We start from the raw sequence: 22,567 nt of genomic DNA, 5'->3' as shown, positions 1-22,567 counted from the left end.
TGTCGATCTCGGCGGCGATCCTCTTCGACCGCGCGCTGAAGCAGACCCGCAAGTCGGCCCGCCCCGCGCATCAGGGGACGGGCCGACCGGCCAGGGGGTCACTTCGCCAGTGCGGCGACACCCGCCTGCGCGAACTGCTCGTCCAGGTCGCCGCTCGGCGCGCCCGCGACACCGATCGCCGCGACCGGGGCGCCCTTGGACTGCACCGGGGCGCCGCCGGCCAGGAACAGCGTGCCCGGGATGTCCTTGAGGGTCGGGGCCTGGGCCAGTCGCTTGGTCAGCTCCGAGGTCGGCGCGTTCCAGGAGACCGCCGTGAACGCCTTGCGCTGCGCCGACTCCGGGGACTGCGGGCCGGCGCCGTCGCCCTTGAGCAGCACCCGGGTGACGCCGTCCCGGTCGACGACCGCGACCGAGACGTGCTGGCCGGCCTTGGCCGCCGCGTCCAGGGTCGCCTGGGCGGCGCGGGTCGCGGCGTCGAGGGTCAGACCGGTGCTCTGGGCGAGGTTCTTGTTCTGGGTGTCGACCTTCACCGCGGCCGGCGCGGCCGGGGTCTCGGAGGTCTCGGCGCTGGCCGAGACGGCGCCCACGGTGGCGGCGAGCGCGGCGGCGGCGAGGGTGCCGGTCAGCACCCGGGTGCGCACGGAGATCTTCTTCATGGTCCAGCTCCTCAGCGGATCGGCGAACGGGATCGGGGCCGCCGGGCGGCAGGGGGTCCGCCCGGCTCCACCTCGATCCTCCGGCCGGGGCGGGGCCCGCCACATCGACGCTCCGGCGCGACCGCGCGGGCATGATGGAGGACAACCCCGTCAACCGATCGGCTGATGCGGGACCGGGCCGGCCGGGCCACCATCGAGGGATCGGTGCAGGTCGGTGCGCCGGGCGCACCGGGCGCACCGTCGAGGCGGCCGGTGCCCGCCCCGTTGCCGATCGCTTGCCAGGTGCCGACCGCCCGTCCAGCCAGGAGCCAGCCGTGCAGCAGCCCCGCCCCGCCGCCGGTCACGACACCGGCGACCCGGACGCGGGCCGCCTGGCGGTACTGCTCGACTCCGCCTTCCTGCTGCTGCTCGCCGCCTCGCTCAGCCGCTACCTCACCCACCACCCCGGCAACCCCCGGATCCCCTGGGTGATCGGGCTGAGCATCGCCCTCGCCCTCGCCCAGCCGGCCGGCTCCTGGCTCGCGCACCGCCACCCGCCACCTCCACCGTCACCAGTGCCCGCGCCCGGGGCTGAAGCTGCGCCCGGCAGACGGGTTCCGCGTCGGCGCCGGTGGCCGCTGGCGCTGGTGGTCGCGCTCTGGGTGGTGCTGGTGCTGCTCGCGCCGAGCTTCGCCTGGTGCGCCGTCCCGCTGATCTACACCGCGCTGCGCACGCTCCCCGCCCGGGCGGCGATCCCACTCGTGGCGGCCCTGACGCTGCTGGTGGTGATCGCCGAACTCCGGCTGGCCGGCGGGGCGGACGCCACCCTCGTCCTGCTGCCGTTCGCGGTAACCGCGCTCGCCACCGGCGTGTTCCTGTTCATGGACCGGCAGGACGCCCGGCAGCGCGCCCTGATCACCGACCTGGTCCGCACCCGGCGCGAACTCGCCGCCACCGAACGGCGGGAGGGCACCCACGCGGAGCGCGAGCGGCTGGCCATGGAGATCCACGACACCCTGGCCCAGGGGCTGTCCAGCCAGCAGATGCTGCTGCAGGCCGCCGAGCGCACCTGGGACACCGAGCCGACGACCGCCCGCACCCACGTCCGGACCGCCGCCGAGGTGGCGGCCCGCAACCTGGCCGAGGCCCGCCGCTTCGTCCACGACCTCGCGCCGGCCGAACTCGCCGACGGCCGTCCGCTCGACCAGGCGCTGCGCGCGCTCGCCGGGCGGGAGGCCGCCGAGAGCGGTCTGCCGGTCCGCTTCCACCTGGACGGCACGCCCGTCCCGCTGCCCGCCGCCGCGCAGTCCGCGCTGCTGCGGATCGCCCAGGGCGCGCTGGCCAACGTCCGGGAGCACGCCGGAGCGTCGGCCGCGGCGATCACCCTGTCCTACCTGGGCGACCAGGCCGTCCTGGACGTCGCCGACGACGGGCGGGGCTTCGACCCTGGCGCGGTCGGGGCGGCCGGCGGCCGCGGGTACGGGCTGCCCGCGATGCGCGCCCGGCTGCGGCAGTTCGGTGGCACCCTGGCCGTGGAGAGCACCCCCGGCGAGGGCACCGTCGTCTCCGCCGCGATCCCCCTGGAGCACCGATGAGCGAACGAACCGGACCCGACCCCGACCGGCGCGCGGGGTGCGACGGGCGCTCCTGGTGCTCCTGCCGCGATGGGCTCGGCGGGGTGGCCGCATGAGCACCACCGGTTCCCCCACCGACGCCCCCGTCCGGCTGCTGGTCTGCGACGACCACGCGGTGGTCCGGGCCGGCCTGCTGGCACTGCTCGCCAGCGCGGGCGACATCGCAGTGGTCGGCGAGGCGAGCACCGGGGAGGAGGCGGTCGCGCTGGCCGCCAGGCTGGCGCCGCAGGTGGTGCTGATGGACCTCCAACTCGGCGACGGCATCGACGGGGTGGAGGCCACCCGGCGGATCACCGCCACCCCGGGCGGCCCGCACGTGCTCGTGCTCACCACCTACGACACCGACGCCGACATCACCCGGGCGATCGCCGCGGGCGCCACCGGGTACCTGCTAAAGGCCGAGCGGCCGGAGGAGTTGTTCGCCGCCGTGCACGCCGCCGCCCGGGGCCGCACGGTGCTCTCGCCGCCGGTCGCCTCCCGGGTGATGGCGCAGATGCGGGCGCCCGCACCGCAGCTCACCGAGCGCGAGCAGGACATCCTCGCGCAGCTGGGGCAGGGGCTGGGCAACCGGGAGATCGCCCGGGCGCTGTTCATCAGCGAGGCCACCGTGAAGACCCATCTCGGCCGGATCTACGACAAGTTGGGGGTGGACACCCGGGCCGGCGCGGTGGCCGTGGCCAAGGAGCGCCGACTGCTGCGCTGACGGGCGCTCACGTACGCCGGGCCCGGCCCGTCGGTGAACTCACTCCGCATCAGCCCGCCGGGGCACCGCCGGACGCATCCGCTGCGCTCAGCGCTCGCGTGGTGTCACTGCGTGCTGCCATGATGCTCGGAATGTCGGATTCCAGCACGGCCCACGCCCGGCCCGCCGCCCGTACCGGCGCCCGCCGCGCGCCCGCCGAGGGGTCGCCGGGCGCCCTGTCGGGCCTCAACCCGCTGGTCCGGCGCCTGACAGGACCTTCCGGACCGACCATCACGTTTGTGGATTTTTCGTGGACCCCGCTATTGACAAACCAACCACGCGGTTTGTTAACGTGATACCAACGACGTCCCCGGGGGTGGGGGCTCGCCGGGGCCTGTGCGGACCGCTCTCGCCGGAGGGTGCTGCCAGGGGGGAACGGCGGGGCTGCCGGGGAGTCGGGGGGAGCGGCAGCGCGAAGCCGCGCGACGAGGCGGTGCGGAGCGAGTCCGGGGGGACTCGCTCCGCGCCTCCCCTGCGTGCGCGACCCTCAGCCGCCTTCCGTTTCTTCCGGCTCTTCCGGCTCTTCCGCAGCCGGCTAGACCATCGCGCTCCAGTACGGGCAGCACACGTTCGGCAGCGGCGCCGGGCCGCGACCGCCCGCGCCCTGCAGCGACGGCAGCCGCTCCGAGCGAGCCACCCCGGGCGAGCTCGCGGTCAGTCCGGCCTCACCCAACTCGCCGAATGTCAGCGCCAGTTGATAACCGTCCAGAGTGGCGGCGGCAACCCCGGGGCGGCTCCGGCCGGCGTTCAGCGACGTGATCGTCCAGCCGCGCTGCCGCCAGTGCCGCTCGACCGCGTCCACCAGTGCCGCCCGCCGGACCGCCGAGACGATGGTGAGGATGTCCCGCCCCCGGGTGACGTACCAGCGCAGGTCCGGGTCCCGCCCCGGCAGCGACAGCCGCGCGCCCGCTCTGGGCGCCGCCCCCTGCCAGACCGGCGCCGGCCGGACGGCGTCCAGGGTGTCCTGAAGCAGGGTCTCGCAGCGCTCGGCGGCTTCGAGCTGATCGACCGCCGGCGCTGGGCCGGGCCACCGGGCGGGTGGCACGACCGGCGCACCGCCTCGGCTTCCACCCGGGAATCCGACGTTCAGTTCGGCACCACCTGGCTGCACTGGTCCCCTCCGCGCTCCTCCCGGTGTTCAGACCGGGCCGGGATTCCGTCCACTGCTTGGACGGTGGGCGTGGACGGACAGTTCCGCCTCTTACCGTTCCCACACCCTCTTCCGCACCCCTCCCGCACGCCCCTCCCGCGCCCCCGCATCCCACCCGCGGCCACCAGGGGTCGCGTCCCACTCACCGGCCCGGCTCGCCGTCCTGGGTGAGTTCGCGCAGGCGCCGGACCTCGGTGGTGAGTTCGTCGATGCGCCGATTCAGGGCCTGGATGCAGACCAGGGCGATGCCGTTGGCGTCGACGACGGGGATCACGCGGGTGTTCTCGTGGTGGAAGTCGAAGGAGGCGTGCCAGTCCTGGGCCATCGGTCCGATGTGCCGCACCTGCTCGGGCTCCCACAGGTAGCGCCAGGTGCTGATGGGCAGGGCGACGACCGTCTCCAGCACCTGATGGCCGTTGACCGCCCCGGCCGGGGTGACAGCGGCGGCGGTCTCGGTGGGCTCCGGGGCGGTCCGGGCCGCCTTCCCGGAGCGTCGGAACAGGCCCATGCTCAGCGGCTCCAGATCGATCGGGACGCCCATCCCACCCGAACGCCCCACCTGCCCGCGTCCGACAATCAGGACATAGGGGATCCCGCCACCACGCTTCCCCCCATCGAGTGAAGCCCCCGCCCGGACCCGCATTCGACCGCCGCACCACCTGTCCGAGCCGTCGGCCGACCCGTCGAGGGCCGATCGGCACGAAGCCCAGGGGGAGTTGGCAGGAGCAACCGGCGTTGAGCCTCGGATTTCAAGGCCGGGGTCGCATGTTAACGGCGGGTTTCCGACGGGAACTATGCTCACGGTCGGAAGTACGGGGGTCCTTGAGGTAAACGACGGGCCTTCTGTGCGCCTATGGCGGGTCAAGTCGCTTTTCGGGAGCTCTCATTGGGTCACGGTGCGTACCGACTGGGCGACGATCGCCACTCGGAGTCGTCAGGCGAACGGCCAACCCCGAGAGATCCCCTGTCCCGCCTCACCAAGGGCATCGTGGTCATGGCGGCCCTCGGGTTCTTCGCCGCCTCGGTCGTGGCCACCGTCCGCAACCGCGACGGCTTCTCGTACCAACTGGCCGCCACCACAGTCCTTTTGGTCCTGCTCGGCTTTCAGCTTCTGCACGCCGGCCCGTGGCGCCACAGGCGGCCGTGGTGGCCGTGGAGCCTTCTCGCCCACGGAGTGATCACCTACCTGCCGTTCCTGGTCTTCGACGGGGCGTGGGTCGGCATCCCCGGGTCGTTCGCCGGATCGATGCTCCTGACCGTCGCCGCACCCAGGTCCTGGATCCTCTTCACCCTGCTGGTGGCGGGCCAGTACCCGATCTACGCGGCGCTGGGCGACGACGTCGGGCAGTGTCTCAACGCGAGCGTCTCCACGGCCGCGGGCGGAATCGTCGTCTACGGCGTGGCCCGACTGGCCGACCTGACCGCGGAGTTGCGGGCGGCCCGCACCGAGCTGGCGGAGCGCGCCGTGGACCAGGAGAGGCTGCGCTTCTCCCGGGACCTGCACGACCTGCTCGGCTACAGCCTCTCCGTGGCAGCACTGAAGTGCCAGATCGCCGAGCGGACCGTCCTGGAGGACCCGCGGCGCGCCCGGGCGGAGATCTCCGAGGTGCTGGCGATGGTGAGACAGGCGATGTCCGACACCCGGTGGATCTCCAGCGGCGACCTCCAGATGTCGTTGGCGCGGGAAACCCGCTTCGCCGCCTCGGCGTTGCGGGCGGCCGGCATCAGCGTGGAGGTCGACCTGGCCTACGGCGCCCTGCCGCCCGAGCACGACGCCGTACTGGCGACGGTGACGCGGGAGGCCGTCACCAACATGCTGCGGCACAGCGTGGCCCGGCGCTGCGAGATCCGGGCCGTCAGGGGCGAACTCGGCGATGTGAGCCTGGTGGTCTCCAACGACGGCGTCCTGGCGGAGGGTGTCTCGGCGGAGCCCGGCGGCGGCCAGGGCATCGACAACCTCACGGAGCGGTTGCTCGCCGTCGGGGGACGGCTGACCGCGGAAGAGGGCGAGACCGGCTGGTTCCACCTCTCGGCGGTCATCGCGGCCCCGCCGACCAGGACGACGTCCAGGGCCGGCTGACCGTGCGGTCGTGGCCGCCCGACACCCGACGGCGACGGCCACTTCCGCGCGGCGCCCGGCGGCGACGGCCACGACCGCACGGCGCCCGCTACTCCCGAAGCCCCATGGCCTCGACCGGCTCCCTGCGCAGCGCCAGCCGGGTGGTCAGCAGCACGGTGCCCAGACCCAGCAGAGCCGCCCCGCCCAGCACCGCGGCCGCCCAGGCCGCGGATACGGACGGCCAGGCCGAACCGGTGAGCGCGAGGCTGACGGGCACCAGGACGGCGGCGGTGACCGCGGCGCCGAGGACGAGGGCCACGCCGACCGTGATGCCCCCCTCCCAGGCCATCATCCGCAGGATCTGACGGCGGGTGGTGCCCACCAGACGCAGCAGGGCGAACTCGCGCAACCGCTCGGTCGTGGCCATCACCAGGGTGTTGACGACGGCGATGGCGGTGAACAGGCTGATCATGCCGAGGAGCAGCCGGCCGACGGCCGTGGCCGACTCCTGCCGGTGCCTGCGGGCTTCGTCGTACGCGGCCCGGTCGCTCGTACGGGCCATGGGGTAGGCGGCGGTGAGGCTTTGGAGCTCCCGGCCGACCTGCTGGGGGTCGGCGTCGGGGGCGGAGCGGACCAGAACCGTCGGCGCGAGGGGGTCCGGTGTGTGCGCGGCGGCGAACTCGGTGGGGAGGAGGGCGTCGGCGAACCCCAGGTCGCGGTCGTAGACGGCGACCACCGTGGCGGTGCTCTCGCTGCCGTCCATCCAGCCGATCCGGAGCCTGGTGCCGACGCCGGCGCCGAGTCCGGAGGCCGAGCGCTGCCCCAGCGCGACGCCGTCCCCGCGCAGTTGGGCCAGCGAGCCCACGGTGACCCCGGGGTCGAGCAGTTCGGACAGCTCGGCGGAATCGACCACCTTGGCGCTGACGCCCCGCGAGCCGGCGGTGCCGGGCGACGCGTTGGACACCATGGTCACGGCGGGTACGACCCCGCTGACCGCTGTGACGCCGGGCAGTTGGCGGGCCGCGGCGACGAAGTCCGGGGGGAGCCCGACACCGTCGGCCTGGACCACGTAGTCGGCCCGCAGCCTTCGACCGTCCTCGGCCGCGGCGGCCTGGGCCTTGACGCCGGGGACGAACAGCACCGTGCTGGTGAAGGCCACCGCCAGCACCAGCGGGGTGACGGCGGCGGCGAAGCGGCGGGGCTGGGCACGCAGGGCCGCGGACGCGAGGAACCCCGCCACGGGGAAGAGCCTGCCCACTGGTCCACCGATCACCACACTGGCGACCCGCCCGATCACCGGTCCGAGCAGCGCCACCCCCAGAAGGAGCAGCAGGACCATGCTCTCGGCCGTGCCGGCCCCGCTCCGGCTGCCCGTGGAGGACGACAGCACCACGGCGCACACGGCGAGCGTCCCGGCCCCGAGCACCGCCCGCACCCAGCCGATCCGCGGCGCGGGCGCAGAGGACTCGCGCAGAGCCTGGGTCGGTTCGACCCGGGACGCCCGGCGCGCGGAGGCCCACACGGCGAGTTGCGCGGTGACGACGACCCCGCCGACGACGGTCAGCAGCGCGGTGGGCCCGACGTGGAGCGGGACGTCGGAGCGGACCACACCGCGGTCGACGAGTACGCCGCGGAGCAGCGAGGCGACGCCGACCCCGACCGGGCATCCGACCAGCGCGGCGCCGACGGTCAGGACCAGCGTCTCCATCGCGATCATCCGCCGCACCTGTCCCGAAGTGGCGCCCACCGCTCGTAGCAGGGCCATCTCCCGCAGGCGTTGCTGGACGGTGAGCGCGAGCGCTCCCGCCACCACGAACACCGAGATGAACAGGGACAGGATGCCGACGGTCCCGGCGAGCGAGGCCAGGCCGTCCCCGGGCCCGGGTGCGCCCGAGAACTCCCGCTCGCCCCGCTGGTCGCCGGTGCTCACCTCGGGCCCGGACCAGAGCTCCGCCCCGGTGGCCGGGAAGGCCGTGGCGAGGACCTGTTCGGCCTGCGCGGCCAGCGCCTGCGGGTCGGCCCCGTCCCGTGCCGTGATGCCGATCGCGTCCGCGCCCTTGGTGGTGCCCGCGAGCCGGGCCGCCTGGTCGGGGCTGAAGAAGAGGGCGCTCTGGCGGGCCAACTCCCTTGGGGGTGAGGCCAGTCCGGACACCGTGTAGGCACGGGGGGCGGTGGTGGTGGCCAGCCGGACGGGGTCGCCGGGCCGGAGCCCGCCGCGTGCGGCCGTCGCCTCGTCGAGGACCACCTCGTCGGGGCCGGCCGGCGGGTGACCGGAGGTCAGGTGGAAGGGGGCGAGGACGGCGCTGGTCCAGGAGTGCCCGAGGGACGCCCCGCCCTGCGGGCCGGAGAGGACCTGCCCCGATCCGGTGATCACGGCGGCGGGGAAGGAGACCTCCGGAGCGACGGTCCCGGCGCCGGGCAGTCCGGCCAGCTTTCCGATCAGCGGATCGACGTCGGCCATCCGGGTCGAGCCTCCGATCACGACCGGGGCCGCCGCGTAGCGTTCGGTGGGGGTGCCCGCACGCAGGGCGGACTCCAGCAGGACGCCGCACGCGGCGGTCAGGACGAGGGCGAACGACAGTGCGGCGAAAGCACCCGCGAAGCCCGCCTTGCGGGCGCGCACCGTCTGCCAGGCCAGTAGGAGCATGCCGTTCAGCGCCTTCCCAGGTGGGTCATCCGGTCCGCGACCTGCTCGGGCGAGGGGTTGGCGAGTGCCTCGGCGAAGGAGCCGTCCGCCAGGAAGAACACCTGGTCCGCGTAGGAGGCGGCGACCGGGTCGTGCGTCACCATGATCACGGTCTGCCCCAGTCCGTCGACGACGTGCCGCAGCAGCCGCAGGACCTCCGTACCGGTGGTGCTGTCCAGGGCGCCCGTGGGCTCGTCCGCGAAGACGACCTCGGGTCGTGTCACCAGGGCCCGGGCGATCGCCACCCGCTGCTGCTGACCGCCCGACAGCTGGGTGGGCAGGTGCCGCACCCGGTCGGCGAGGCCGGTCCGGTCGAGGATCTCCCCCAGCCAGGCCCGGTCCGCCCGGCGCCGGGCCAGTCGCAACGGCAGCGTGACGTTCTGCTCGACCGTCAGGGAGGGCAGGAGGTTGAAGGACTGGAAGACGAAACCGATCCGCTGCCGGCGCAGGACGGTCAGCTCGGTGTCGCCGAGCGCCCCCAGCTCCAGGCCGGCCAGCCGGACCTGCCCGGAGGTCGGGCGGTCGAGCCCGGCGGCGCAGTGCAGGAACGTGCTCTTCCCGGACCCCGAGGGCCCCATCACCGCGGTGAACCCGCCTCGCCGGAATTCCATCGACACCTCGCGCAGGGCGTGCACGGCCCCCGCTCCGCGCCCGTACACCTTGCTCACCCCGTCGAGCCGCACCGCCAGGTCCGGCTCCGAAGTGGAATGGGCCTGTTCCGGATCGCTGGAATCCGCAGTCCGAGAGAAAACGGGAATCCCCTCCTCGATGTGGCGCCCTGCCCTCATTTACCGCAAGCTTAGCCAAATCCACACCGCCCGCTTGGACCTCCGACGGCTTCCGGACAGCGTTCGAGCGGCGCCCCCAGAGGTTCCTTCCCAGGTCAACCGGCTGCCAAGCCTGTCGGCTGCCCGCCCGGGAGGGTCCGGAAGTGGACAACCCATGGACACATCCATGCGAATCGCATGGGGCATTTCATGGAGTACCTCGTAGCCAAAAGGCCACCCGGATGCCAGGATCGTACTTGTTCGAAATAATCAAACGCGAACCTCCGGAATTCGGCGAAGATAGCTCCTGTCCGGTTTTCCGGACTTCCGACGGTTCGGCCACTCATTGCTTTGGAGTACTTCGAAGAAGTCACGGGGGTAGTGATGTCCCAGCATTACGATGTGTACTGTATGGCTGATCCGACATTCTTCGACTCGCCCACCGAGTTGAAGGAGGAGGGCCTGGATTTCGCCCTGTCCGACCGGGCGGTGCCCGAGGGCTGGAACCGGATCCGCAACGGTGACTGGGTGATATACCGCCCCGAGGGCGGCAGGCCGCTGCCCGGGCAGGGCTGGAAGATCCACACGTCCGGCCGAGCGGAGAACGCCGACAGGATTCTCGACGAGGTCTGGGACCACTGCCTCACCGAGCGCATCGCGTTCAAGCACCTGTCCGGCCGCCACATCCTGCACACCCGGAACATGAAGTACGCGCACCGGGGCTCCAGCGGCAAGCTCGTCACCATCTACCCGCGGGACGAGGCCCAGCTGAAGGCCGTGCTGGAGGCGCTCGACCTCCGCATCGGGGGCGAGACCGGGCCCTACATCCTGAGTGACCTGCGTTGGAACACCGGCCCGCTGTACGTGCGCTACGGCGGCTTCACCGAGCGGCACATGGTCTCCGACCAGGGCCTGCTCGTCCAGGCCATCGAGACGCCCGACGGAACGCTGGTGCCCGACCGGCGCGACCCGGCCTTCCACGTCCCGCCGTGGGTGACGCTTCCGGACTTCCTGGCTCCCCAACTGAGGGCCCGCCAGCAGGAGTCGGTCGAGGGCCTGCCCTACCGGATCCAAAAGGTGCTGCACTTCTCGAACGGCGGCGGCCTCTACGTCGGCGAGGACGAACGGACCGGGCAGCAGATCGTACTCAAGGAGGCCCGGGCCCACGCCGGTCTGACCAGCGATGGGGCGGACGCGGTCGCCCGGCTCCAACGCGAGCGGGACGTCCTCGAACGGCTCGCCGGACTGAGCGTCGTGCCCAGGGCCATCGACTACTTCGTGGTCGGCGACCACCATTTCCTGGTCGAGGAATTCCTGGACGGCCAGCCGCTCAACAAGTTCTTCGGCCAGCGCTACCCGTACAACAAGTCCAGGCCGGACGAGGCGGAAATCGCCGAGTACACGGACTGGGCCCTCGGGATCTGCCGCGCCATCGAGGAAGCGGTCGACGCGCTGCACGGGCGCGGAGTGGTCTTCGGTGACCTGCATCCGTTCAACGTCATGGTCCGGCCCGACGGCCGCGTCGCGCTGATCGACTACGAGGTCGCGGCCGGGGTGGAGGCCGAGTCCAAACCGGCGCTCGGCAACCCCGCCTACGCGGCGCCGCGCGACCGGACCGGGTTCGACATCGACCGGTACGCCTTGGGCTGCATCCGGCTCGCGATGTTCCTGCCCCTGACCGCCCTGCTCCGCCAGGACATCGGCAAGGCCAGGCACCTGGCGGAGGAGATCGCCGCCCGGTTCCCGGTGCCACCGGACTTCCTCGACGCCGCGGTGCGGGACATCCTCGGCCCGGCCCGCACCGACGCCACCGGCGCCGGCTCCGGGGCCGGCTCCCGCTCTGGCTCCGGTTCCGGTTCCAGCTCCGGGCCGGCCGCAGCGCCCTTGCCGACGCCGCGCCAGGCCGACTGGGCAGGCACCCGCGACTCGCTGGCGAGCGCCATCCTGGCAAGCGCCACCCCGGACCGTGACGACCGGCTCTTCCCCGGCGACATCGAGCAGTTCAAGACGGGCGGACTCAACCTCGCCCACGGCGCCGCCGGAGTGCTGTACGCCCTGGACGTGACCGGAGCCGGCCGTTTCCCGGAACACGAACAGTGGTTGCTGGACCGCGCCCTGCGGAGGGACCAGCGCGCCCGGTTGGGTTTCTACGACGGCCTGCACGGCGTGGCCCACGTCCTCGACCGTCTCGGTCATCGGACCGAGGCATTGAAGGTGGTCGAGCTCTGCCTCGCCGAGGCCTGGGAAAGCCTGGGGGCCGACCTCCTGAGCGGTCTCTCCGGTCTCGCCCTCAACTTCGCGCACCTCGCCGACGCCACCGGGGAGTCCTCGCTGCGCGACGCCGCCTTCCGGGCCGCCGACCTGGTGTCGGGCCAGCTCGGCGGAGCGGACGACGTGCCCGTGACCAGCGGCGGACGCCATCCGCATGCGGGGCTGATGCGCGGCTCCGCCGGACCCGCCCTGATGTTCGTCCGACTGTACGAACAGACCCGCGACGAGGCCTTCCTGGACCTGGCCGCCACCGCGCTGAGGCAGGACCTGCGCCGCTGCCTGGTCCGCGGGGACGGCGCCCTGCACGTCAACGAGGGGTGGCGCTCGATGCCCTACCTCGCGACCGGCAGCGCGGGCCTCGCGATGGTTCTGGAGCTCTACCTGGCGCACCGCGAGGACGAGCAGTTCCGCACCGCCACCGCCGGGGTCCGGATCTCCTCGCAGTCCGAGCACTACGTCCTGTCCGGCCTCTTCAACGGCAGGGCCGGCATCCTGCAGCACCTCGCCTCGACGTCACGGCACCCGCGGCCGGCGGACGACCCCGACGTGGCCGTGCAGATCAAGGCCCTCTCCTGGCACGCCCTCTCCTACCAGGGCCACCTCGCCTACCCCGGCGAGCAGCTGCTCCGGCTGTCGATGGACCTCGCCACCGGCTCCGCGGGGGTGCTGCTCGCCCTCGGCTCGGCCCTGGGCGAAGGCCCGGTCCACCTGCCGTTCCTCGGCCGCACCGGCTCCGCCTGAACCGGCCCTGACCGCCTGAACCACACCGGCTCCGCCTGAACCGGTACGGACCGCCGGCCGCAGCAGCCCTCCCGGCCGGGCGACGCCCTCCACCGGGCCGCGCGCCCGCCGCCACCCCACAGACCCCCCTTCCGACCCCGGAAGGGTGCCCACAAGGGCAAGACCGCATCCACCTGAAAGGAACGACCATGGCACTGCTCGACCTGCAGACGATGGAACTCCCCGCCGAGGCGGAGGAGATGACCCCGATGGGCAGCGGCCAGAGCAACGACTGCTCGAACTCCAGCTGGCTGTTCTGCAACTGACGCCGACCGGTTCGGTTCGGTCGCAGCACCCGGCACAGCACTGACCACCGTACGACCACCCGTACGACAACCCGAAAGGAACGACCATGGCACTGCTCGACCTGCAGACGATGGAACTCCCCGCCGAGGCGGAGGAGATGACCCCGATGGGCAGCGGTCAGAGCAACGACTGCTCGAACTCCAGCTGGCTGTTCTGTAACTGACGCCGACTCACCCATTAGTCGGTGAGGCCACCCGGTCCTGGGCAAGCACCTGCCCAGGACCGGGTGGCCTGCGCCTCGCGTCCTCCGCACGGTCGACGCACGGCCGAAGATTCAGCAGTCCACCGCGACGACCTGGACGGGCAGAGCGATGACCGACTCCCTGGAAACGGGCGACCATGCCGACCCCCGGCTCGGCCGTACCGCTGACCGGCTGCTGCTGCGCACGGCGCGGCAGGCCGGCGGCTGGGCCGTCCTCCTGGTGCTCTCGGCGCTCGGGAGCGTGGTGGCCCAGGTGCTCCTCCCCGCCCTGGTCGGCGCCGCGGTGGACAGCGCGATGGCCGGCCGCACCGCGGACGGGCGGATCACCACCTGCTCCTTCGCGATCGCCCTGTTCATCGTCTGCGAGGTGCTGGCGGACCTCGCGGCGGGCCGGAGCTCCGCCGCCGCCACGGCCTGGCTGCGCCGCGCCCAACTCGCCCATCTGCTGACCCTGGGCGGGCGGGCCACCGCCCGTTTCGGCCCCGGCGACCTCACCACCCGGCTGATCGGCGGCGCCGCGGACGCGGGCGCCGTGGGGGAGGCCGCCGTGTGGGCGGCACTGTCCGTCATCCCGACGCTCACCAGCGTCGTCGCGCTCTGGCTGATCGACCCGCGGCTGGCTGCGACCTTCCTCCTCGGCATGCCCGCACTGATCCTCTTCCTGCGGTCGTACGCCCAGGACATGTCGGCCCTGATCGCCCGCTACCAGCGGGTCCAAGGGGCCATCGCCGCGGGCTTCGTCGAGGCCTTGGGCGGAATGCGGACCATCGCCGCGGCGGGGACCGCGGACCGGGAGGCGGAACGGGTCCTGCGCCCGCTCCCCGAACTGAGCAGCCTCGGACACGGGTTCTGGCGGGCACAGACCAAGGTGGCGGCACAAAGCGCCCTCCTGGTGCCGCTGTTGGAGGTCGCCGTGCTCTCGGTCGCCGGGTTCGGCCTGGCGGCGGGCCGCGTCACGCCCGGCGAGATGCTGGCCGCCGCCCGCTACGCCGCCCTGGGCGCGGGAGTCGGCATGACCGCGATGCTCCTCGGCAGGATCGCCCGGGCCAGGGCCGCCGCCGGACGGATCGAGGAGGTCCTGGCGGAGCCCGCCATGGCGTACGGGACCAGGGAGCTGCCGGCCGGCACCGGGCGTCTGGAACTCCGCGACGTCACCGTGCGGGTCGCGCAGGAGACGCTGTTCGAAGGCGTCAACCTGACGGTGCCCGGCGGGACTTCACTCGCCCTGGTGGGCCGCTCCGGCGCGGGCAAGTCCGTACTCGCCTCCGTCGCCGGACGGTTGACGGACCCACAGGGGGGCACGGTGCTGCTGGACGGGGTGCCGCTGCCGGATCTGTCGCACGACGGGCTCCGCGGCGCGATCGCGTACGCCTTCGAACGCCCGGCCCTGTTGGGCGGGACGGTCGGGGAGGCCATCACGCTCGGCGACGCGGCGGAGGCGGACCGGCCGCGAATCGCCCGGGCCGCCGCGGCCGCCTGCATCGACGCGTTCGTCCAACGGCTGCCGGAGGGCTACCGCACCGACGTCCGGAGGGTGCCGATGTCCGGGGGCGAGATCCAACGGATCGGCCTGGCCCGGGCGTTCGCACACCGGGGCAAGGTCCTGATCCTCGACGACGCGACCTCCAGCCTCGACACCGTCACCGAGTTCCGGATCAGTGCCGCCCTCACCACCGAGTCGGGCAGCCGTACCCGCCTGATCGTGGCCCACCGGGCCTCCACCGCTGCCCGGTGCGATCTGGTGGCGTGGCTGGACGACGGCGGCATCCGGCAGGTCGGCCCGCACAGCGAGCTCTGGGGCCTGCCCGAGTACCGGGCCGTGTTCCAACCCGAGCCGTCGCCCGGCGGGGGCGGCTCGGAGCACACCGCGGAGCGTCCCCGACAGGCCGAGGTGACCGCATGAGCGGCGTGAGCGGCATAAACGGTGTGAGCGGTGTGAGCGGGCCGCCGGCCGGCCGACCCGTCCCGCTGCGGACCGAGCTGATCGCCCCGCTTCGCCGTCAGCCCCGCGTGGTCGGGCAACTGGCGCTGTGGTCGATGGTGGAGGCGGTGCCCGGGTTCGCCGCCGGCCGGCTGGTGGCGGCCTCGGTCGACTCCGGCTTCGGCGCCGGCCGGCCGATGGCCGGGATGGCCTACCTGGCACTGCTCGGGGCCGCGGTCTTCCTCGGCGCATGGGCGACCCGCCAGGTGTACCCGCGATTGGCGGCCCTGGTGGAACCCCTCCGGGACGAGCTGGTGCGGCGGGTGGTGACCGGCGGGCTGCACGCGGTCGAAACACTTCCGGGGCGTCCCGACACCTCGGGCGTTGCCAGGCTGACGCACCAGGTGGAGATCGTCCGCGAGGCGTACGCCGGGATCACCATGGTCGTCCGCAGGTTCGTCTTCACGGTGGGCGGCGCACTGCTGGGCATGTGCTTCCTGGAGCCCGTGGTCCTGGCCGTGGTCCTGCCGCCGCTGGTCGCCGCAGCAGGCCTGCTGGCGCTGATGCTCCGCCGGACGACCGACGGCCAGCGCGAACTGCTCCTCGCGGACGAGCACCTCGCCGCGATGGCCGGCACCGTCATCGCCGGACTGCGCGACGTGACCGCCGCCGGCGCCGAACGGTGGACGGGCGACCGGCTGGAGGCGGCCGTCCGCCGGCAGGCCGATGCAGCGCAGCGGATCGCCCGGCTGACGGCGAACCGGACCATGGTGCTGGCCGTCGGCGGCTGGCTACCGCTGGTCCTCCTGCTGTCCAGCGCATCCTGGCTGACCGGGCAGGGGGTGACGGCCGGGGCCCTCCTCGGCTCGGTCACCTACATCATGCAGGGACTCCAACCCGCGCTGCAGACCCTCGTCCAGGGCCTGGGCGGGAGCGGTGTCCGACTGGCCGTCACCCTGCGCCGCATCCTGGAATCCACTCCGGCCGTGCAGGCCCCGGCGGCCGGGGCGGTGGAAGGCCCCCACCAACCGGCGGCCGCGCACGGCGGAACCGGCCTCGGGCGCGGCGTGGAGCTGAACCAGGTCACCTTCGCCTACGGCCCCGGTGCCGAACCGGTGGTGCGCGACCTCGACCTCGTCATCGAAGCCGGGGACCACCTGGTCGTGGTCGGCCCCAGCGGGATCGGGAAGTCAACCTTCGCCGGCCTGATCGCCGGTCTCCTCCGGCCCACGAGCGGCGAGGTGCGGTTCGACGGACGCCCGCTGCCCGACCTCGCAGCCGCGCTGGTCCACCGCCGCGTCCTGATCCCGCAGGAGGCCTACGTCTTCTCCGGGACCTTGGCCGAGAACCTGACCTACCTCAACCCCGCCGCGAGCTCGAACGAGTGGGAGGAGGCCGTGACCGCCATCGGTCTGGAACGGCTGGTCGAACGGCTCGGCGGCTACCGGACCGCCGTCTCGGCGGATGCGCTTTCGGCCGGTGAGCGCCAGCAGATCGCCCTGGCCCGCGCCTACCTGTCGCCTGCCGAACTCGTCATCCTGGACGAGGCGACGTGCCATCTCGACCCGGTCTCGGAGGCTCGGGCAGAGGAGGCGTTCGTCCGGCGCCCGGGAACCCTGGTGATCATCGCTCACCGGATGAGCTCGGCTCTGCGGGCCCGTCGAGTCCTCGTGATGGACGGGACGGACGCCACCGTGGGAAGCCACGAGGAACTGCTGGCGCGCTCAGGGCTCTACCGTGACCTGGCCGGCCACTGGCAGCGACCCGCCGGCGCCGGGGCCCTATGAGGGGCGAGGACCGGCGGACAGCCATCCCATCTCCTCGGCGATCCGAATGGCATCCACCCGGCTGCGTCCCCCCGCCTTGGTCACCGCGGCGGCCAGGTGGTTGCGGGCGGTTCCCGCCGAAATGAACAGCCGGGCGGCGATCTCCGAGACGGAGGCACCTTCCGCGGCCAGGCGCAGGGTGTCGAGCTCCCTGGGCGTCAGCGGGTTCTCACGCGCCCCCAGGGCGGCGAGGGCCAGCTCCGGGTCGATGGCGCGCTCGCCGGCCGCCACCTTCCTGATCGCCGCAGCCAGCTCCTGTGCCGGGGCGTCCTTGCCGAGGAACCCGAGCACGTGAACGGACATCGCACTGCGCAGATGCGCGGGTCTCGCCAGCCCGGTCAGGATGAGCGTCCCGCACGTCGGGAGCTTCTCGTGCAACTCGGCCGCGGCCCGGAGCCCGTCCAGACCGGGCATGTCGATGTCGAGCACCGCCACGTCCGGCCGGACCCGCAGAGCCGTCGGCACCACCAGGTCACCACGCTCGACGTCCGCGACGACCTCCAGGTCGTCCTCGTACGCGAGGAGTGCCATCAACGCGCTGCGCACCATGGTCATGTCCTCGGCTAACAGAACCCTGATCATCTGCGTCCTCCCCTGCCAGGCAACCGCTGCCCGCGCGGCTCCATGAGACAACAGGGCTGCGGGCAGCCCGTATCCGATTGATCCACCATGCGTTACCGCGCGCGACGGAAACAACAGTGCGAAACCGATCGAACTACGGCCGGCCCTCCACGAACACGGATCCGGCACAACGGACCCGAAGTGGTCCGGACAACAAAAGAGCCGCAGGTCAGATGACCTGCGGCTCTACCACTGGAGCGGGCGACGAGAATCGAACTCGCGCTCTAAGCTTGGGAAGCTCATGTTCTACCATTAAACTACGCCCGCCTGATGAGCCGTCAGAGACCGCTCAATCCAGTGTCACTGTACCCCATTCGCGACTGTGGTTGCACGGCCCGCCCGGGGAATGGTGGGGCGGGTGGGGGTGGGCGGGGGCGTACTGTGTGGGCCGCGTACGAGTGCTCCGGCGGGTGGGTTTCGGGGCGGCGAGCCACGGTATGGAATGTCCGGAGCATCCCCTAATGTGACGCTGTCCCGGGGCGAGGTCCCGTGGGGCGCGATGAGTACGGGTGAGTACTGGGTTAGGGATGGGAAGGGGATCGATGGAGCAGCGCGCCGTCGTTCGTTGTGCCGAGGGGCACCTGTTCAGCACCACCACGTTCCCGATGCAGAACCTCGGTCCGGGCCGGCTCGGGCCCGGGCGGCTGATCCGCTGTCCGCAGTGCGGGCGGCTGAGGAGTTCGGTGCTGGCCGACGTGCGGGAGCTGTCGGCGCCGCAACTGGACCGGGCGCTGCGGCTGGAGGCCGCGGAGTTCCTGGCCTGACGGTCGACGCGAGGACGGAACAGGCCCCGGGCGGATTCGTCCGGGGCCCTGTCGTGCACGTAACCTCGAAGCGTGCTGCTCTCTGACAAGGACATCCGGACCGAAATCGACCTGGGCCGGGTCGTCGTCGACCCGTTCGACCCGGCGATGATCCAGCCGTCGAGCATCGACGTGCGCCTCGACCGCTTCTTCCGCGTGTTCGAGAACCACCGCTACCCGCACATCGACCCCTCCGAGGAGCAGCCGGACCTGACCCGGCTGGTGGAGCCCGAGGGCGACGACGCGTTCATCCTGCACCCGGGCGAGTTCGTGCTGGCCTCGACGTACGAGGTCATCTCGCTGCCCGACGACGTGGCGTCCCGGCTGGAGGGCAAGTCGAGCCTGGGCCGGCTGGGCCTGCTGACGCACTCGACGGCCGGCTTCATCGACCCCGGTTTCAACGGTCACGTGACGCTGGAGCTGTCGAACGTCGCGACGCTGCCGATCAAGCTGTACCCGGGGATGAAGATCGGGCAGCTCTGCCTGTTCCGGCTCTCCTCGCCGTCGGAGCACCCGTACGGCTCGGAGCGGTACGGCTCGCGCTACCAGGGCCAGCGCGGCCCGACGCCGTCCCGTTCGTTCATGAACTTCCACCGCACCGACGTCTGATCCGGGCGGAGCGCACGCAGCACGGGCGGCCGCCCCTCGCCGATGACGGACGAGGGGCGGCCGCCCGTCGCGTTTCCCGCGTGCTCAGGCCCGCTTGGGGCGGGTGACGGCGACCAGTTCGGTGCCGTCCTCGGAGAGCCGCAGTTCGGTGCGGAGTTCGGCGAGTTCGCCGAGGTGGTGCAGGTGGGTGCCGCCGCAGAAGATCTGCGCGCCGCCCTCGGGCAGCTCGCAGTGCCACTGGCGGCGGGCGGTGAGCTCGGGGCCGGGGACCTCGATGCGGACCGGGGCGTCGGCGGCGACCCAGGCGGCGAGCCGGGTGTTGACGGCCTCGGTGAGGGCAGGCAGGGCGTCGGCGAGGGCGGGGAGCTCGTCGGTGGCGTCCGCCGTGAAGCCCTTCTTCTTCAGCGACTTGCCGAGCCGGTAGGTGTCGGTGCTGGCCTCGGTGTCCATCACCGAGGTGGCCATCGCGAGGCTGTCGAAGTCGGGGTGGCCGAGGGCGTCGGAGCGGCCCGGGTCCTTGCGCCAGCGCGGCGCGAGGGCCTCGTTGAGGGCGAGGGCGAGCAGGTGGCAGCCGCTGTGCGAGGCGCTGAGGGCGGCCCGGCGGTCGGCGTCGACGGCGAGGACGGCGGTGCGTCCGACGAGGTCGCCGGGGTCGGTGTCGACGACGTGCAGGACCAGCCAGGACCACTCCTCGTCGCCGCGCCGGACCGGGATGTCGGCGCCGGCCAGCGGCGTTCCGCCGTCCGGGCCGACGGCGCCGGTGAGGCAGTCGACGACGGCCAGCTCGGTGCCGTCGACGGTGAGGGTGCCGAGGTCGGCGGGCTGGTCGGGCCAGGTGTGGTCGAGCGGGTGGAACGGGGTGGCCCCGGTCACGACGGCGTGCCGGCCGTCCCCCAGCGGGTGCACCGCGATCACCGTCGACTCGCCGGTCACCGCCCCGGCCGGGAAGCTGACGTGCGTGGTGGGGAGGGTCATTCCTGGCTCCGGTGACGTGGAACGGGTGAGGGAGTGAGGGGCGAGGGGGTGAAGGCTGAGGGGGGTGAAGAGGGTGGACGGGCCCCGGCCTGACCGGGATCCGCCCACCATTGTGCCCTCCGGCCGTCAGCCCAGGGTCGGCAGCTTGATCAGCACCAGCAGTGCGAGCAGCTGCACCGCCGAGGCGGCGGCCGCCTTGCCCCAGGGCAGGTCGTGCACCCGCCGGACCATGCTGGTCAGCAGGTACGCGCAGAACGCCCAGGTGGCCCAGCCGGCGACCTGGACGACCGCGCTGCCCGAGGGCAGCACCAGGTCGAGCAGCAGCCGGGGCGCGTCCGTCAGCCAGCCGATCAGCGCGGCCAGGCCGACCGTCGACTTCCACGGGCCGTCCCCGCCGAGCTGGCGGGCCAGCGCGTAGGTGACGCCGCCGAAGAGCGCTCCGGCCACGGCGAAGCCGATCGCGGCGGCGGCGATGCCGGTCAGCGCGACGGTGAAGGTCGAGTCGACGATGTCGTCGTGGGTCAGGCCGATGCCGAGCACCGCGAGCGCGCCGTACAGCATCGAGACGGTGAGGGCGGGCAGCCAGACCTGGTGGTCGCGGGCGCGGTCGAAGGTCGCGGTGGGGGCGCGGAAGATGCCGATGAGCAGTTCGCGCCAGTGCGGGCGGGGCCCGGCGACGTGCGGGGCGGACTGGCCGCCGGCCCGGTAGACGGTGACGTTGTCCTGGCCGTACGGCGGCTGCTGCTGCGGCCCGTAACCGTCCTGGCCGTAGCCGTCGCCCTGCGGGTGTCCGCCCTGGTCATAGCCCTGGTCGTAGCCCTCGGCGCCGTACCCCGCCTGCGGGTACCCGGGGTGCCCGGGGTACTGGCCCTGGTCGTAGTACCCGTGGTGGGGCGGCTCCTGCGCGTACGGGTCGCCGGTCGGGAAGGCCCGGGTGCCGCCGGGCCGGTCGGCGGCGTACGGGTCGTAGCCGCCCTGCGGGCCCGGGGCGCCGGGGCCTCCGGGCGTGCCGTCGGGGCCGTCGGCCACGCCCCGGTGCGGGGCCGTGAAGTACTCCGGCCCGTCCGTCTGCCCGTGCCCCCCGGGCCCCGCCGGCGGCGGAGGGGGCGCCCACCCGCCGTGGGGGTCGGCGCCCTGCCCGCTGTCGTATCGATTACCAGCCACGCTCTGACGGTACCCGTCCGGCCCAATCCGCGTGGGGCCTGGACGGAGCCGGGGCCGGTTTGCAGCGAGCCTGAGACGAACGCGGCCGAAATCCCGCCGCCGACGGCGCCAGCGGCCCGGCCCGGTCCGGGTCCTACCGCTGCGCGCTGACCGAGGGCCCGTGCACCGCGGCGGCCGCGGCGGTGCCGGCCGGGCAGCCGCCCGGGCCGGCCGAGGTGCGGACCGCGCCGACCGGCAGCAGGGTGCCGCAGGCGATCCGGATGCCGTTCGGCAGTTCGTTGTCGGACTCGACGATCGCGCCGTCGCCGATCACCGCGCCGTCCAGCGCCGAGCGGGCGCCGACGGTGGCGAAGGCGCCCACGATCGAGTCCTTGACCAGGGTCTCCGGGCCGACCACCGCGCCCGGCAGGATCACGCTGCCCTCGACGATCGCGCCGGCCTCGACCACCGCGTTCGCGGAGACCACGGTGCCGCCGCTGAGCACCGCGCCGGGGTGGACGGTGGCGCCGGGCAGCAGCAGGGCGTCGCCGGTCGGGCCGGGGACGGCCGGGGAGTCGACCTTGCCGAGCACCAGGTCGGCCGAGCCGCGGACGAACGCGGCCGGGGTGCCGAGGTCGAGCCAGTACGAGGTGTCGACGACGCCGCGCAGCAGCGCGCCGGTGGCCAGCAGCTCGGGGAAGGTCTCGCGTTCGACGGACACCTCGCGGCCGGCCGGGATGCGGTCGATGACGGACCGGGTGAAGACGTAGCAGCCGGCGTTGATCTGGTCGGTGACGATCTGCTCGGGCGTCTCCGGCTTCTCCAGGAACTCCAGCACCCGCCCGTTCGCGTCGGTCGGGACGAGGCCGAAGGCGCGCGGGTCCTCGACCCGGGTGAGGTGCAGGGTGACGTCGGCCCCGGCGGCCACGTGGCCGTCGCGCAGGGCGGCGATGTCGACGCCGGAGAGGATGTCGCCGTTGAAGACCAGCACGGGCTCGTCGGGGCCGCAGGTCAGCCCGGACGCCGCGTTGCGGATCGCGCCGCCGGTGCCCAGCGGCTCGCGTTCGGTCAGGTAGACCAGCTCGATGCCGTACGGGGTGCCGTCCTGGAAGTGGTCCTCGAAGACCTCGGCCAGGTACGAGGTGGCCAGCACGACGCGGGTGACGCCGGCGGCGGCCGCGCGGGCCAGCTGGTGGGCGATGAAGGGGACGCCCGCCACCGGCAGCATGGGCTTGGGGGTGTGGGTGGTCAGCGGACGCAGTCGCGTGCCCTTACCACCGACCAGCATGATCGCCTCGGTCATGGTCTGCGCTGTTCCCCTTGTGCTCTGCGGCCCCGGCCCGGCGGGCCGATACCTCCGTCGGTGGTCTGGACCCGTCCGGCCGTCCGGAACGGGTCGACCGGCGCGAGGCCGGTCTGCCGCCTACTGTATTTCCT

General features: G+C 73.1%; 18 protein-coding genes, 1 tRNA gene and 1 pseudogene. 10 read left to right on the top strand and 10 right to left on the bottom strand.

Translation table 11 applies throughout. From position 1 onward, the window contains the following. Positions 1 to 98 precede the first annotated feature (98 nt). The gene (locus AB0R04_RS05425; RefSeq protein WP_363368367.1) at positions 99 to 656 is read right to left on the bottom strand and encodes a heme-binding protein; all 558 of its coding nucleotides are present in this window, start codon (positions 654 to 656) and stop codon (positions 99 to 101) included. Between the two features lie 314 nt (positions 657 to 970). Here AB0R04_RS05425 and AB0R04_RS05420 point away from each other — a divergent pair, with 314 nt between their 5' ends. Both AB0R04_RS05420 and AB0R04_RS05415 read left to right on the top strand, forming a co-directional pair. Beyond that, positions 971 to 2,230 (top strand): sensor histidine kinase, encoded by a 1,260-nt coding sequence (locus AB0R04_RS05420; RefSeq protein WP_363368365.1) that lies wholly within the window; start codon positions 971 to 973, stop codon positions 2,228 to 2,230. Between the two features lie 91 nt (positions 2,231 to 2,321). Beyond that, positions 2,322 to 2,972 (top strand): response regulator transcription factor, encoded by a 651-nt coding sequence (locus AB0R04_RS05415; protein WP_063348555.1) that lies wholly within the window; start codon positions 2,322 to 2,324, stop codon positions 2,970 to 2,972. A 574-nt stretch (positions 2,973 to 3,546) separates the two neighbouring features. On the opposite strand, the gene AB0R04_RS05410 is transcribed toward AB0R04_RS05415, so the two are convergent. Both AB0R04_RS05410 and AB0R04_RS05405 read right to left on the bottom strand, forming a co-directional pair. Then, the gene (locus tag AB0R04_RS05410) at positions 3,547 to 4,056 is read right to left on the bottom strand and encodes a hypothetical protein (protein WP_363368363.1); all 510 of its coding nucleotides are present in this window, start codon (positions 4,054 to 4,056) and stop codon (positions 3,547 to 3,549) included. A 247-nt stretch (positions 4,057 to 4,303) separates the two neighbouring features. After that, positions 4,304 to 4,702, bottom strand: coding sequence for a tail fiber domain-containing protein (locus AB0R04_RS05405; protein ID WP_363368361.1), 399 nt, complete (start codon positions 4,700 to 4,702; stop codon positions 4,304 to 4,306). A 453-nt stretch (positions 4,703 to 5,155) separates the two neighbouring features. Here AB0R04_RS05405 and AB0R04_RS05400 point away from each other — a divergent pair, with 453 nt between their 5' ends. Beyond that, positions 5,156 to 6,241, top strand: coding sequence for a histidine kinase (locus tag AB0R04_RS05400; protein ID WP_363368359.1), 1,086 nt, complete (start codon positions 5,156 to 5,158; stop codon positions 6,239 to 6,241). 88 nt (positions 6,242 to 6,329) lie between these two features. Here AB0R04_RS05400 and AB0R04_RS05395 read toward each other — a convergent pair whose 3' ends face one another. Further along, the gene (locus AB0R04_RS05395; protein ID WP_363368357.1) at positions 6,330 to 8,867 is read right to left on the bottom strand and encodes an FtsX-like permease family protein; all 2,538 of its coding nucleotides are present in this window, start codon (positions 8,865 to 8,867) and stop codon (positions 6,330 to 6,332) included. 5 nt (positions 8,868 to 8,872) lie between these two features. Continuing rightward, the gene (locus tag AB0R04_RS05390) at positions 8,873 to 9,595 is read right to left on the bottom strand and encodes an ABC transporter ATP-binding protein (protein ID WP_063351265.1); all 723 of its coding nucleotides are present in this window, start codon (positions 9,593 to 9,595) and stop codon (positions 8,873 to 8,875) included. Positions 9,596 to 10,057: 462 nt separating this feature from the next. Here AB0R04_RS05390 and lanKC point away from each other — a divergent pair, with 462 nt between their 5' ends. The 5 genes from lanKC to AB0R04_RS05365 all read left to right on the top strand — a co-directional run bounded on the left by lanKC (position 10,058) and on the right by AB0R04_RS05365 (position 16,940). Next, the gene (gene lanKC / locus AB0R04_RS05385; protein WP_363368355.1) at positions 10,058 to 12,685 is read left to right on the top strand and encodes a class III lanthionine synthetase LanKC; all 2,628 of its coding nucleotides are present in this window, start codon (positions 10,058 to 10,060) and stop codon (positions 12,683 to 12,685) included. Positions 12,686 to 12,873: 188 nt separating this feature from the next. Then, complete coding sequence (locus AB0R04_RS05380; protein WP_363368353.1) at positions 12,874 to 12,990, top strand: SapB/AmfS family lanthipeptide; 117 nt, start codon at positions 12,874 to 12,876, stop codon at positions 12,988 to 12,990. 86 nt (positions 12,991 to 13,076) lie between these two features. After that, positions 13,077 to 13,193 (top strand): SapB/AmfS family lanthipeptide, encoded by a 117-nt coding sequence (locus tag AB0R04_RS05375; RefSeq protein ID WP_363368353.1) that lies wholly within the window; start codon positions 13,077 to 13,079, stop codon positions 13,191 to 13,193. 148 nt (positions 13,194 to 13,341) lie between these two features. Further along, positions 13,342 to 15,135 (top strand): ABC transporter ATP-binding protein, encoded by a 1,794-nt coding sequence (locus tag AB0R04_RS05370; protein ID WP_363368351.1) that lies wholly within the window; start codon positions 13,342 to 13,344, stop codon positions 15,133 to 15,135. 32 nt (positions 15,136 to 15,167) lie between these two features. Beyond that, positions 15,168 to 16,940 carry an ABC transporter ATP-binding protein gene (locus AB0R04_RS05365; RefSeq protein WP_363368349.1) on the top strand — a complete coding sequence of 591 codons (1,773 nt, stop codon included), beginning with the start codon at positions 15,168 to 15,170 and terminating at the stop codon, positions 16,938 to 16,940. Here the strand turns inward: AB0R04_RS05365 and AB0R04_RS05360 are convergent. Beyond that, positions 16,935 to 17,561, bottom strand: coding sequence for a response regulator transcription factor (locus AB0R04_RS05360; protein ID WP_363368347.1), 627 nt, complete (start codon positions 17,559 to 17,561; stop codon positions 16,935 to 16,937). The genes AB0R04_RS05365 and AB0R04_RS05360 overlap by 6 nt on opposite strands. A 232-nt stretch (positions 17,562 to 17,793) precedes the next feature. After that, positions 17,794 to 17,867, bottom strand: a tRNA-Gly gene (locus AB0R04_RS05355). Between the two features lie 275 nt (positions 17,868 to 18,142). Between AB0R04_RS05355 and AB0R04_RS05350 the strand changes: the two genes are divergently transcribed. Together AB0R04_RS05350 and dcd are read left to right on the top strand one after the other, a co-directional pair. Next, positions 18,143 to 18,364, top strand: coding sequence for a hypothetical protein (locus tag AB0R04_RS05350; RefSeq protein WP_079135746.1), 222 nt, complete (start codon positions 18,143 to 18,145; stop codon positions 18,362 to 18,364). Positions 18,365 to 18,436: 72 nt separating this feature from the next. After that, positions 18,437 to 19,012 (top strand): dCTP deaminase, encoded by a 576-nt coding sequence (dcd, locus tag AB0R04_RS05345; protein WP_063348548.1) that lies wholly within the window; start codon positions 18,437 to 18,439, stop codon positions 19,010 to 19,012. An 84-nt stretch (positions 19,013 to 19,096) separates the two neighbouring features. Here the strand turns inward: dcd and AB0R04_RS05340 are convergent, their stop codons facing one another. The 3 genes and pseudogenes from AB0R04_RS05340 to AB0R04_RS05330 all read right to left on the bottom strand — a co-directional run. Continuing rightward, positions 19,097 to 19,987: a metal-dependent hydrolase gene (locus AB0R04_RS05340; protein WP_363368345.1), complete on the bottom strand. Its 891-nt coding sequence runs from the start codon at positions 19,985 to 19,987 to the stop codon at positions 19,097 to 19,099. Positions 19,988 to 20,113: 126 nt separating this feature from the next. Next, positions 20,114 to 21,151 (bottom strand): Yip1 family protein, encoded by a 1,038-nt coding sequence (locus AB0R04_RS05335; protein WP_363368343.1) that lies wholly within the window; start codon positions 21,149 to 21,151, stop codon positions 20,114 to 20,116. A gap of 208 nt (positions 21,152 to 21,359) precedes the next feature. Next, positions 21,360 to 22,433 (bottom strand): annotated as a pseudogene (locus AB0R04_RS05330) (NDP-sugar synthase); the annotation flags it as partial. Positions 22,434 to 22,567: the final 134 nt, after the last annotated feature.

The organism is Kitasatospora sp. NPDC056731 (assembly GCF_040687675.1).
GTDB lineage: Bacteria > Actinomycetota > Actinomycetes > Streptomycetales > Streptomycetaceae > Kitasatospora.
The sequence above is the reverse complement of the archived record's forward strand: the minus strand, read 5'-3'. Positions and strand labels throughout refer to the sequence as shown.

Coding starts and splice junctions, on each gene's coding strand:
- AB0R04_RS05405 (WP_363368361.1), bottom strand. CDS start 4,702: ATGGGCGTCCCGATCGATCTGGAGCCGCTGAGCATGGGCCTGTTCCGA.
- lanKC (WP_363368355.1), top strand. CDS start 10,058: ATGTCCCAGCATTACGATGTGTACTGTATGGCTGATCCGACATTCTTC.
- AB0R04_RS05370 (WP_363368351.1), top strand. CDS start 13,342: ATGACCGACTCCCTGGAAACGGGCGACCATGCCGACCCCCGGCTCGGC.
- AB0R04_RS05415 (WP_063348555.1), top strand. CDS start 2,322: ATGAGCACCACCGGTTCCCCCACCGACGCCCCCGTCCGGCTGCTGGTC.
- AB0R04_RS05425 (WP_363368367.1), bottom strand. CDS start 656: ATGAAGAAGATCTCCGTGCGCACCCGGGTGCTGACCGGCACCCTCGCC.
- AB0R04_RS05400 (WP_363368359.1), top strand. CDS start 5,156: ATGGCGGCCCTCGGGTTCTTCGCCGCCTCGGTCGTGGCCACCGTCCGC.
- AB0R04_RS05340 (WP_363368345.1), bottom strand. CDS start 19,987: ATGACCCTCCCCACCACGCACGTCAGCTTCCCGGCCGGGGCGGTGACC.
- AB0R04_RS05360 (WP_363368347.1), bottom strand. CDS start 17,561: ATGATCAGGGTTCTGTTAGCCGAGGACATGACCATGGTGCGCAGCGCG.
- AB0R04_RS05375 (WP_363368353.1), top strand. CDS start 13,077: ATGGCACTGCTCGACCTGCAGACGATGGAACTCCCCGCCGAGGCGGAG.
- AB0R04_RS05395 (WP_363368357.1), bottom strand. CDS start 8,867: ATGCTCCTACTGGCCTGGCAGACGGTGCGCGCCCGCAAGGCGGGCTTC.
- AB0R04_RS05380 (WP_363368353.1), top strand. CDS start 12,874: ATGGCACTGCTCGACCTGCAGACGATGGAACTCCCCGCCGAGGCGGAG.
- AB0R04_RS05350 (WP_079135746.1), top strand. CDS start 18,143: ATGGAGCAGCGCGCCGTCGTTCGTTGTGCCGAGGGGCACCTGTTCAGC.